The organism is Citrobacter pasteurii, from assembly GCF_019047765.1.
Classification (GTDB): Bacteria; Pseudomonadota; Gammaproteobacteria; order Enterobacterales; family Enterobacteriaceae; genus Citrobacter; species Citrobacter pasteurii.
On the sequence record NZ_CP077262.1, the window covers coordinates 3,433,449 to 3,445,236 of the forward strand.

General features: G+C 53.8%; 10 protein-coding genes. 4 read left to right on the forward strand and 6 right to left on the reverse strand.

The genetic code is table 11. The features are described 5' to 3' along the window. Positions 1-182: 182 nt before the first annotated feature. Positions 183-1,691, reverse strand: a complete 1,509-nt coding sequence (gene putP, locus I6L54_RS16810; RefSeq protein WP_217124625.1) for a sodium/proline symporter PutP — start codon at positions 1,689-1,691, stop codon at positions 183-185. A gap of 421 nt (positions 1,692-2,112) precedes the next feature. On the opposite strand from putP, the gene putA reads away from it, so the two are divergent. Both putA and I6L54_RS16820 read left to right on the forward strand, forming a co-directional pair. After that, positions 2,113-6,075, forward strand: coding sequence for a trifunctional transcriptional regulator/proline dehydrogenase/L-glutamate gamma-semialdehyde dehydrogenase (putA, locus tag I6L54_RS16815; RefSeq protein WP_005122116.1), 3,963 nt, complete (start codon positions 2,113-2,115; stop codon positions 6,073-6,075). A gap of 58 nt (positions 6,076-6,133) precedes the next feature. Continuing rightward, the gene (locus tag I6L54_RS16820) at positions 6,134-6,529 is read left to right on the forward strand and encodes a lysozyme inhibitor LprI family protein (RefSeq protein WP_005122117.1); all 396 of its coding nucleotides are present in this window, start codon (positions 6,134-6,136) and stop codon (positions 6,527-6,529) included. Here the strand turns inward: I6L54_RS16820 and rutR are convergent. The 3 genes from rutR to I6L54_RS16835 form a co-directional block, all read right to left on the reverse strand. Continuing rightward, positions 6,526-7,164 (reverse strand): HTH-type transcriptional regulator RutR, encoded by a 639-nt coding sequence (gene rutR, locus I6L54_RS16825; protein ID WP_005122118.1) that lies wholly within the window; start codon positions 7,162-7,164, stop codon positions 6,526-6,528. The genes I6L54_RS16820 and rutR overlap by 4 nt on opposite strands. 58 nt (positions 7,165-7,222) lie before the next feature. Beyond that, positions 7,223-8,137, reverse strand: a complete 915-nt coding sequence (locus tag I6L54_RS16830; RefSeq protein WP_005122119.1) for a DMT family transporter — start codon at positions 8,135-8,137, stop codon at positions 7,223-7,225. Positions 8,138-8,299: 162 nt separating this feature from the next. Beyond that, positions 8,300-8,473: a con-10 family general stress protein gene (locus I6L54_RS16835; RefSeq protein ID WP_040231848.1), complete on the reverse strand. Its 174-nt coding sequence runs from the start codon at positions 8,471-8,473 to the stop codon at positions 8,300-8,302. A 385-nt stretch (positions 8,474-8,858) separates the two neighbouring features. Here I6L54_RS16835 and wrbA point away from each other — a divergent pair, with 385 nt between their 5' ends. Both wrbA and I6L54_RS16845 read left to right on the forward strand, forming a co-directional pair. Next, positions 8,859-9,455 (forward strand): NAD(P)H:quinone oxidoreductase, encoded by a 597-nt coding sequence (wrbA, locus tag I6L54_RS16840; RefSeq protein ID WP_003832057.1) that lies wholly within the window; start codon positions 8,859-8,861, stop codon positions 9,453-9,455. Between the two features lie 20 nt (positions 9,456-9,475). Next, positions 9,476-9,703, forward strand: a complete 228-nt coding sequence (locus tag I6L54_RS16845; RefSeq protein ID WP_001143127.1) for a YccJ family protein — start codon at positions 9,476-9,478, stop codon at positions 9,701-9,703. A gap of 37 nt (positions 9,704-9,740) precedes the next feature. On the opposite strand, the gene agp is transcribed toward I6L54_RS16845, so the two are convergent. Both agp and I6L54_RS16855 read right to left on the reverse strand, forming a co-directional pair. Next, positions 9,741-10,982 (reverse strand): bifunctional glucose-1-phosphatase/inositol phosphatase, encoded by a 1,242-nt coding sequence (gene agp, locus I6L54_RS16850; protein WP_040231846.1) that lies wholly within the window; start codon positions 10,980-10,982, stop codon positions 9,741-9,743. Positions 10,983-11,070: 88 nt separating this feature from the next. After that, complete coding sequence (locus tag I6L54_RS16855) at positions 11,071-11,778, reverse strand: ArsR/SmtB family transcription factor (RefSeq protein ID WP_005122123.1); 708 nt, start codon at positions 11,776-11,778, stop codon at positions 11,071-11,073. Positions 11,779-11,788 lie beyond the last annotated feature (10 nt).

Sequence of the window (11,788 nt, forward strand, 5' to 3'; positions counted from 1 at the left end):
CTGATGCAAAGAAAAGTAAATTACAGTGATAGTGATTATCATTACAGCAAAGAAAAACTCAAGCAGAATGTTTTGAGAATGATGACTGAATGTAAAAGGTTAGGAAGGTAACGGTTAAAAAGGTTTACGACCGGGGCAATAAAAAAGCCCGCGCACGGCGGGCTTGAGGGACAGGAGATAAATTATTCTGCCTGCAAACGCGACGGCGGTGCTGAATGATAATGCGCGTCAGCCTCGGCAAAACGTTTCTGCATTGCTGCTGACGGCGCTTTACCCCACAGACTGAAGACCACAATCCCGATACTGCCGAACACGAAGCCCGGGATGATTTCATACAGACCCAGCCAGGCAAACTGCTTCCAGACGATAACCGTCACTGCACCAATGACCATCCCTGCCAGCGCGCCGTTACGGGTCATACGCGACCACATTACGGAGAGCAGAACAACCGGACCAAAGGCAGCACCAAAGCCAGCCCAGGCGTAGCTCACCAGGCCGAGCACACGGTTCTCTGGGTTTGCCGCCAGCGCGATAGACACCAGCGCCACGACCAGCACCATGATACGCCCAATCCATACCAGCTCTTTCTGGCTGGCATTTTTACGCAGGAACGCTTTGTACAAATCTTCGGTGATTGCACTCGAACATACCAGCAATTGGCAGCTCAGCGTCGACATCACCGCTGCAAGGATCGCAGACAACAGAATACCGGCAATCCATGGATTGAACAGGATCTGCGCCAGTTCAATAAACACACGCTCGGCGTTCTGGTTCACGGCACCCGCCAACGACGGGTTGTTACTGAAGTAAGCAATGCCGAAGAAACCAACGGCAACAGCACCAGCCAGACACAGAATCATCCAGGTCATACTGATGCGACGTGCGTGGACAATACTATGGTGGGAATCGGCAGCCATAAAGCGCGCCAGGATATGCGGCTGACCGAAATAACCCAGTCCCCATCCCATCAGGGAAATGATGGCAACAAAATTCAGCCCTTTGAACATATCGACGTTTTCAATGCTCTTTTGCTTAATCACTTCCAGCGAGTCTTCAAATCCGCCGACACCAATAATCACCATCACCGGTGTCAGGATCAGGGCGAAGATCATCAGGCTGGCCTGGACGGTATCGGTCCAGCTAACAGCCAGGAAGCCACCAATAAAGGTATAAATGATCGTCGCGGCCGCTCCCGCCCACAGCGCGGTTTCGTAGCTCATACCAAAGGTGCTTTCAAGCAGACGCGCCCCCGCCACAATCCCTGAAGCACAATAGATGGTGAAAAACAGCAGAATAACCAGTGCAGAGATAATCCGCAGGATACGGCTTTTATCTTCAAAGCGACCGGTAAAGTAATCCGGTAACGTCAGCGCATTGTTATTGTATTCGGTGTGTACGCGTAAACGTCCGGCCACCAGCTTCCAGTTGATCCAGGCGCCCAAAATAAGGCCGATGGCGATCCAGCTTTCTGAAATCCCCGACAGGAAAATTGCGCCTGGCAGCCCCATCAGCAGCCAGCCGCTCATGTCAGATGCCCCGGCAGATAACGCCGTTACGAACGGACCCAGACTGCGTCCCCCCAGAATGTAATCGTCAAAGTTTTTGGTTGAACGCCATGCAATAAACCCTATCAATATCATGCCAAAAATATAGACACAGAATGTGACTAACATCGGTGTGCTAATAGCCATCAAAACTCTCCAAAATTATGTATCGGCAATGCCGTGGCTTGCCGTTTTATTACCCTGCCGGAACGTGGCAAAGATATCTGTATTGACCAGGGCGACCGTATCCTGCCGGAAGCCATGGCCATTCACAATCGATTTAACACACCATTTACATCAATTTTGATCCAGAGTAGATAGCATTTTTCTGTAGGTTGCACTCTCTCACATTTTTTCTGGTTGCACCTTTAAAAAGTGTTAACTACCGCAGAGAAAAAGATTCTGCGTTTTTACAGCCCTCGTTATAAACATCATATTTATTAACATTTCATTCATTTCCAAGCTTGCAAACCAGGTCACATTTAACATGGTTGCACAAAGTTGCAACATAGTGGATATTTCTCGGTAACTATCAGATCCGTATTTCAGTACAACAGGAGTAAACGGCATGGGAACCACCACGATGGGGGTTAAGCTGGATGACGCCACACGCGAGCGTATTAAAACAGCAGCATCACGAATCGATCGCACGCCACATTGGCTGATCAAGCAAGCCATCTTTAATTATCTCGAAAGACTGGAAAATGACGATGCGCTCCCGGAGCTGCCTGCCCTGCTGGCGGGTGCGGCAAATGAGAGCGAGGAATCCACTGCGCAACAAAATGAAACGCACCAGCCTTTCCTTGAATTTGCCGAGCAGATCCTGCCGCAGTCTGTTTCCCGTGCGGCCATTACCGCGGCATATCGCCGCGCTGAAACCGACGCGGTGCCAATGTTGATGGAACAGGCTCGTCTGCCGCAACCTATCGCCGAGCAGGCCCATAAACTGGCCTATCAGTTGGCAGATAAACTGCGCAACCAGAAGACGGCCAGCGGACGTGCCGGCATGGTCCAGGGACTATTGCAGGAATTCTCCCTTTCCTCACAGGAAGGCGTCGCGCTGATGTGTCTGGCGGAAGCACTACTGCGTATTCCCGACAAAGCCACCCGCGATGCGCTGATCCGCGACAAAATCAGCAATGGCAACTGGCAATCACACATCGGACGCAGCCCGTCTCTGTTCGTTAACGCTGCAACGTGGGGATTGTTGTTTACTGGTCGTCTGGTCTCCACCCATAACGAAGCCAGCCTCTCACGCTCGCTGAACCGCATCATCGGCAAGAGCGGTGAACCGCTGGTGCGTAAAGGCGTCGACATGGCAATGCGCTTGATGGGCGAGCAGTTCGTCACCGGAGAGACTATCGCCGAAGCGCTGGCTAACGCGCGTAAACTGGAAGAAAAAGGTTTCCGCTACTCTTATGACATGCTGGGTGAAGCCGCGCTGACCGCCGCCGATGCCCAGGCCTATATGGTCTCCTACCAGCAGGCGATCCATGCCATTGGTAAAGCCTCAAACGGGCGCGGTATTTATGAAGGCCCAGGGATCTCCATCAAACTGTCTGCACTGCACCCGCGATACAGCCGTGCGCAGTATGACCGCGTGATGGATGAGCTTTACCCACGTCTGAAGTCGCTGACCCTGCTGGCGCGTCAGTATGACATCGGCATTAATATTGACGCCGAAGAAGCCGACCGACTGGAGATCTCCCTCGATCTGCTGGAAAAACTGTGCTTTGAGCCCGAACTGGCAGGCTGGAACGGGATCGGCTTTGTTATCCAGGCCTACCAGAAGCGCTGCCCGTACGTCATCGACTACCTGATCGACCTGGCCACCCGCAGTCGCCGTCGCCTGATGATCCGTCTGGTTAAAGGTGCGTACTGGGATAGTGAAATCAAACGAGCGCAGATGGACGGTCTGGAAGGCTATCCGGTCTATACCCGCAAGGTGTACACCGACGTTTCCTATCTGGCCTGTGCGAAAAAACTGCTCGCGGTACCGAATCTGATCTACCCGCAGTTTGCCACCCACAACGCCCATACGCTGGCGGCCATTTATCAGTTAGCGGGTCAAAACTACTATCCAGGTCAGTATGAGTTCCAGTGCCTGCACGGCATGGGCGAACCGCTGTATGAGCAGGTCACCGGCAAAGTTGCCGATGGCAAACTGAACCGCCCATGCCGTATTTATGCGCCGGTCGGCACGCACGAAACGCTGCTGGCTTACCTGGTTCGTCGCCTGCTGGAAAACGGCGCCAACACCTCGTTCGTCAACCGTATTGCGGACACTACCCTACCACTGGATGAACTGGTAGCCTGCCCGGTCGAAGCCGTTGAAAAACTGGCGCAGCAGGAAGGTCAGGCCGGGCTGCCACATCCGAAGATTGCCCTGCCGCGAAACCTGTATGGCAAAGGCCGCGAAAACTCCGCAGGGCTGGATTTAGCAAATGAACACCGCCTGGCCTCGCTGTCCTCTGCCCTGCTCAATAGCGCGCTGCAAAAATGGCACGCTAAACCGATGCTCGAACATCCGGTTGCTGACGGTGAAATGACGCCAGTCGTCAACCCGGCTGAGCCGAAAGACATTGTGGGCTACGTGCGAGAAGCGACTCACGCTGAAGTGGAGCAGGCGCTACAGAACGCCGTTAATAATGCCCCTATCTGGTTTGCTACACCGCCACAAGAGCGCGCCGCTATTTTGCATCGTGCCGCCGTGCTGATGGAAGGTCAGATGCAGCAGTTGATAGGCATCCTGGTGCGCGAAGCGGGTAAAACCTTCAGCAACGCCATTGCGGAAGTTCGCGAAGCTGTCGACTTCCTGCACTACTATGCCGGCCAGGTTCGTGACGATTTCGACAACGAAACGCATCGTCCGCTCGGCCCGGTGGTCTGTATCAGCCCGTGGAACTTCCCACTGGCCATTTTCAGTGGACAAATTGCGGCTGCACTGGCAGCAGGTAATAGCGTTCTGGCAAAACCTGCGGAGCAAACCCCGCTGATTGCCGCCCAGGGCATCGCGATTTTACTCGAAGCCGGTGTACCGGCGGGCGTGGTGCAACTGCTGCCCGGTCAGGGTGAAACCGTCGGGGCGCAGCTCACTTCCGATGAACGCGTTCGCGGCGTGATGTTTACCGGCTCCACTGAAGTCGCCACGCTGTTACAACGCAATATCGCGACCCGCCTTGATGCTCAAGGGCGTCCAATCCCGCTTATCGCCGAAACCGGTGGGATGAACGCAATGATTGTCGACTCCTCCGCGTTGACGGAACAGGTCGTGGTCGACGTGTTGGCCTCTGCGTTTGACAGCGCCGGACAGCGTTGCTCGGCACTGCGCGTCCTGTGCCTGCAGGATGATATTGCCGACCATACGCTGAAAATGCTGCGCGGCGCCATGGCGGAATGCCGCATGGGCAACCCTGGCCGCCTGACCACCGATATCGGTCCAGTTATTGATGAAGAAGCCAAAGCCAATATTGAACGTCATATTCAGGCCATGCGTGCCAAAGGACGTCCGGTATTCCAGGCCGTGCGTGAAAACAGCGACGATGCGCGTGAATGGCAAACCGGGACCTTTATTGCACCAACGTTGATTGAGCTGGAAAGCTTTGATGAGCTACAAAAAGAGGTATTCGGCCCGGTGTTGCACGTCGTGCGTTACACCCGGAACAATCTGGGCAGTCTGATTGAGCAAATTAATGCCTCCGGCTACGGCCTGACGTTGGGCGTGCACACCCGTATCGATGAAACCATCGCCCAGGTCACGGGATCGGCACATGTAGGTAACCTGTACGTTAACCGCAATATGGTCGGTGCCGTGGTCGGCGTGCAGCCATTCGGTGGCGAAGGCTTGTCAGGCACCGGGCCAAAAGCGGGTGGACCGCTGTATCTGTACCGCCTGCTGGCTAACCGTCCGGAAAATGCGTTAGGCATTACGCTTGCGCGTCAGGATGCAGACTACCCGGTTGATGCGCAGCTTAAAACTGCGCTGATTCAACCGCTGGAAGCGCTCAGTGAATGGGCAACCGACCGTCCATCGCTACGTACGCTCTGCCAGCAGTTTGGCGAACTGGCACAAGCAGGAACGCAGCGTTTGCTGCCAGGACCAACCGGTGAACGTAACACCTGGACGCTGTTGCCGCGTGAACGTGTGCTGTGTATAGCCGATAACGAGCAGGATGCGCTGGTGCAGATTGCTGCCGTGGCCTCCGTTGGCAGTCTCATCCTGTGGCAAGATGATGCTTTCCATCGCGAACTGGCAAAACGTCTGCCTGCGGCCCTCTCCAGGCGTATTCAGTTTGCCAAAGCAGACACCCTCACCGCACAGCCGTTTGATGCCGTTATCTTCCACGGCGATTCCGATCAGCTGCGCGCATTGTGCGAAGCTGTGGCGGCTCGCGAAGGGGCGATTGTCTCGGTCCAGGGCTTTGCCCGCGGCGAAAGCAATATTCTGCTGGAGAGGCTGTACATTGAACGCTCCCTGAGCGTCAATACCGCCGCTGCCGGAGGGAACGCCAGCCTGATGACAATCGGTTAAGGTTGTGGTTAATTAGGGCTCCGGCAACGGAGCCTTTTTTATGAAGCCAGAGGGAAGCATGAAACGAATTGTACTGACCTGTGCAGCACTGCTGCTAAGCAGTCACGCACTGGCGGATGACTGCGCCAACGCAAACAACCAGATTGAAATGAATACCTGCGCCGCGGAGCAGTATAAGACGGCCGACGCAAAGCTAAATGATACTTATCAGAATGCACTGAAGCGCGCCGCCCCCACCCAACGTGATTTACTGAAAAAAGCACAAGTCGCATGGATTACCCTGCGCGATGCAGACTGCGCATTGATCAGTTCAGGCACGGAAGGCGGCAGCATACAGTCGATGATCACCAGCCAGTGTTTAACGGACAAAACCAACGAGCGAGAAGCATTTCTCGCCTCGCTCTTACAGTGCGAAGAGGGTGATTTAAGCTGCCCGTTACCGCCGGCAGGTTAACGCACGCGGATCCCTTCAATAATCATCCGCTGTACGCTCTCAACGGTTTGGTTAAAAAAGGCTTCATCACGCAGCGTTGCGCCCGTCACCGCCTCCACCTGTGGGGCAAAATCGGCGTAGTGTTGCGTTGAAGCCCAAATCATAAAAATCAGATGATGCGGGTCAACCGGTGCCAGTTTTCCACTACTGACCCACCCGGCAATCAGCGCGGATTTCTCATCAATCAGCGTTTTGAGATCGCCCGTTAACTCCGTCATCAACAACGGCGCGCCTGCCAGCATTTCCATACAAAACAGTCGCGATGCCTGAGGATAATCGCGGGACACTTCCAGTTTGAGTCGGATGTACTCTTTAATCGCCACCAGCGGTGCAAAGTCCTCGCGAAAGGCCTTCAACGGCGCCAGCCAGACAGCGAGGATCTGGCGTAATACGGCAATATAGAGCACCTCTTTAGAAGGGTAGTAATAAAGCAGATTCGTTTTAGACACTCCCGCCAGTTCCGCAATCTGCTCCAGACGCGTGCCATGAATCCCATACTGGGAAAAGACATTTAATGCCGCGGTTAAGATAGCCTGGCGTTTTGCACTCACGGCCTGCGAGCGTTTACCTGTTTTTTTCTCTGCGCCTTGAGCCATGCACCCTCTCCTTGTTCTGAGCGCGCCAGCATAACAAATCGCACACTGAAACGTTAAATTAAAGCGACTCGGGCGGAGCCTCCTGCTGGACGGCTTTCTTCTTTTTGAACTTCAGTTCGCTGACCAGTACGCCAATGATAATGAATGCCGCCCCCAACAGAGCAAGCAGCGGCAGGCGTTCTCCTGCAAGTCGTCCAAAAATCCCCGCCCATACAGGCTCACCGGTATAGATTACCGTTGCGCGTGTCGGCGAAACGCTGCGCTGCGCCCAGTTCATGGTAACCTGGATAATCGCGCTAAAAATGCCCAATCCTAATGCCACGACCAGCAAGCCTGTCGACATGGGAGGAACCGACTCACCTGCGGGCCCCATCGCAATAAACGCCACCACCGAAGCGGTTGCCAGTTGCACCACCGTGACCCGACGTACATCCACTTTTCCAGCCCATGCGCTGATCAGGATAATTTCTGCCGCTATCGCCACTGCCCCCACCAGCGTGATCCACTCCCCTTCGCCGAGCGCCAGTAAATTGCCATCCGGCCCGGCAAGAAATATCAGTCCGATAAAGGCCAACACAATACCGACGCACGGCATCACCCCAGGCATTCGTCCCAGACACAACCACTGCAACAGCGGTACCAGTGGTACATACATCGCAGTAATGAATGCCGACTTACTGCTGGGAATAGACTGTAATCCCCAGGTTTGCAGGCTATAGCCCAGCGCAATCGCTACGCCAATCGCCACTCCGGCTTTGACTTCCAGCCATGTCAGCCCACGCAATGTAGGAAAAGCCAGCAACGCCACCGCCAGTGCCGCTGTCGCAAAGCGCACGCCGACAAAGAAAAAGGGACCGCTCAGCGTGACAGCATATTGCACAGCCAAAAACGTTCCGCCCCAGAACATGGTGATCACAATGAGGATCGCCTCCTGAGGTTTAACAGAGAAGGAATAACGAGAAAGTAATGACATGAGACACCCGATTAGCTGAATGTCATTAGTCTGCGTTGCGTTTTGTTACAGTTCAACCTTGCAGACAAAAAAAACCGCCGGAACGACCCGGCGGCGGTGGCGACGTAACGTCTGTCTCTGAACACTCAGCCGTCACGATATCTCTAACAGACAGCCCGACAATTACGATTTGTTATTGCCGTGACTATTCTTGCCCCCTTTTTTACCTGCTTCTGAAGCGCGTTGCGGGTCATTCTTGAAGTTGCCCCCGCTGTGCTGGCCACCTTTTTGACCTGCTTCTGATGCTCTTTCACGGTCTTCCGCAAAGTTGCCGGAACCGCCCCGATGGTTTGCCATTACTGACCTCCGTCATTGATTAGCCATCATATTGCATAGGTACTGAGGAGTGATACCTCACGCAGCGCATGGGCCGTGCCCTGATTTTTACTGCGTGGGATTAAGCATAGTGAAGAGTAACCGGATAACCGGCGAACTGTAATATTCTGCAACAGGAATGGCCGCAAGATGTTAATAATCGCGGTATGAAATCAATAAGTCTTTCTTATGGTTACCAAATTCCGCCAGGTTAAAAATGTATCATTTTGCAACAAAAACAGTTGTTATAAAAATTGTTATAAATCAAAGAAGTGATTGTGAAATTTGCACTCCTGGCCGTACGTCATATCTTTAAAGGGAGGTAGCGAATCGCTACGGACACGGTTAACTCGAGGAGTAGTGTAAAATGGCAAAAGTTCTGGTGCTTTATTATTCCATGTACGGACACATTGAAACCATGGCCCATGCAGTCGCAGAAGGCGCAAATAAGGTAGATGGCGCGGAAGTCATTATTAAGCGTGTGCCAGAGACAATGCAGCCTGAAATCTTCCTGAAAGCAGGCGGTAAAACACAAAACGCACCAGTCGCAACCCCGCAGGAACTGGCTGATTACGACGCCATTATTTTTGGTACCCCCACGCGCTTTGGCAACATGTCAGGTCAGATGCGTACCTTCCTGGATCAGACCGGCGGACTGTGGGCATCTGGCGGCCTTTACGGCAAACTCGCCAGCGTATTCAGCTCAACAGGCACTGGCGGCGGTCAGGAACAAACCATTACATCAACCTGGACAACACTAGCCCACCACGGGATGGTGATTGTTCCCATTGGATATGCGGCGCAAGAACTGTTTGATGTCTCACAAGTTCGTGGCGGTACGCCGTACGGCGCAACCACCATTGCCGGGGGTGACGGCTCCCGACAACCAAGTCAGGAAGAGTTATCTATCGCCCGCTATCAGGGTGAGTATGTCGCAGGTCTGGCAGTAAAACTCAACGGCTAATCTTCAACAGGAGGATTCGAATGCCAACTCAAGAAGCGAAAGCCCATCGCGTCGGCGAATGGGCAAGTCTGCGCAACACATCGCCAGAAATAGCCGAAGCCATTTTTGAAGTCGCGAATTATGACGAGAAACTGGCGGAAAAAATTTGGGAAGAAGGTAGCGACGAGGTACTCATCAAAGCCTTTGAGAAAACAGACAAAGATTCGCTCTTTTGGGGTGAACAGACTATCGAACGCAAAAACGTCTAGCGCTCTGACTCCCCCGCGCTCGCGGGGGATTTTTCTTTTACTTCGCCGCCTCATTCAACACGCTGTCGAACTTATCAACAGGGCAAAAGCCATTAGCATCAATCGGACAGCCTTTCAGTTCCAACGTCACACGTTGGGCCGGGGATTTGAGCGTCAGAACCTCCGCATTTCTCAACTGCTGCGCACTCTGATACACATACTCAATTTTCATCAGATCGCGGTTTGTGTTGCTGTCATGCCAGCGCTGGAAGACAATTTTACCGCCAATCGGCGTGCGTTCGTTCTGGTCATGGAGCTGGTACGGTTTAAAATCCAGTGCCGTAAGCAATGAGGCAATGTTCGAGTCATGTCCCACCAGCACCGTAATTTTCGGCGCTTTCGCCCGTTCAGTCACCAACGCATTGTCGATATATTTGACCAACGGTTTGGCGACGTTTTGCGCCACTTCTGCAGAGGTGAACAGGCTGTCCTGATAACCATTTTTCAGCTTCGACAGCACCTTCCACTGTTGATCAGATTTGATCTCCCCCCAGGCAACCTTGTCCATCGGGAAGCCCTCGTAATATTGCAAGGTGAAGGCATCAACCAGCGAATTCCCCACCTTCAGAGGCCCGGAAACACCAGGCTCTTGCTGATACTTCGCACTGAATGTGTCTTTCGCATCGGTCAGGGAACACTGCTGCTTTTCTTTGCAGGACGGCGAGTCTTGGTAGTTTGTGATTTGCTCAAGCAGTTGGTAACTGTCGTCGAGCTGCATATGGCCGCGCTCTTTCTCCATCGCCTGAACGGCCTGCTGACTGAATGCGGCGGAATCATCGGTTATCACCGGGTTAAAAGTGGGATCCATGGTACCCATTTTTTCCTGATGGTGGACCACAACGTCACAACCCGGGAAAGCCCCCGTGACAAAAAACTGCGCCGTCGCTACTGTCCGCTGCAGACTGTTAGCATAGGTGTAAACCGTGCCCGGTGCCGGACATTCACCGGATTTCACCATGCCCTGTTCTGCCAGCCATTCACGCATGTAATGGCCCATATAGATTTCCAGCACGCCGCCTTTAGTGGTGAGTTGTCCGCCCGGGACATCCCACTCCGGCCACTGTTTGGGGGTGGACTGCTCGAGAACGCTGCCATTATTGGCTAAAGGTGCACGTAAGTTATGTCGACTCATCATCAATACTTGCTGAAGCTGATAACCTTCCGGTGCCGTCTGTGCCTGTGCAGCCGTTGACAGCAATACAGCCCCCGCCACGGCGGTGGCGATTAACGATTTTTTCATCCCTACGACCTCTTGTTGTTATCAATCACCACAGAGTGTGACAGATATATGACATTTTTCCGGGAACGCTTTCGCAAAAATGGGGAATCTACCGTGTCGTTTGGATGCCAAACTCCGTTTGAAGTTTGCGCACACCAAGTGGGGTAAAGGTAACGTGGCGGCTGCCTGTCTGCGTTTTAAGCCACTTCTGTTCGCTAAACCAGCTCAGCAGCGTGGCGCCGAGCACGCCGCCGGGATGATAACGTCGCTCACTCCAGTCCAGACAGCCACAGGTTAATTTCCGCCGGGATGAGCCAGCAGTGAGGACAATCCCCATCTGCGCCAGCTTTTCCCGTCCAAGTGACGTCAGCGTTTCGCCATCCGACGTTAACCACTGGCGGGAAACCAGCGTATCGAACAGCCTTACCGCCACTTCTCCAGCCAGATGATCGTAGCAGGTTCGGGCATGCCGCAAGCTTAGCGGCGTAGTAATTTTTCGTGGTACGGATGTGCTCCACGCCACGCCCATCAGGCGCTCCAGCAGTTCGGCGATATCGGAACCTGCCAGGCGAAAATAACGATGCCTGCCCTGCGCAAGCGCCACAACAAAGCGTTGTTCACACAAACGCGCCAGATGCGCGCTGGCCGTCGAGGCTGACACGTCCGCCACGGCGCTAAGTTCGGTTGCGGTCCAGGCGCGCCCATCCATCAAAGCACACAGCATACGCGAACGCGATTTATCCGCCATCACTGCCGCAGTAAGCGCCATTCGCGACTCCAGTTCACCCTCTTCTTCGTGCAGTATCACCGATGCCATAGCGCCTCCT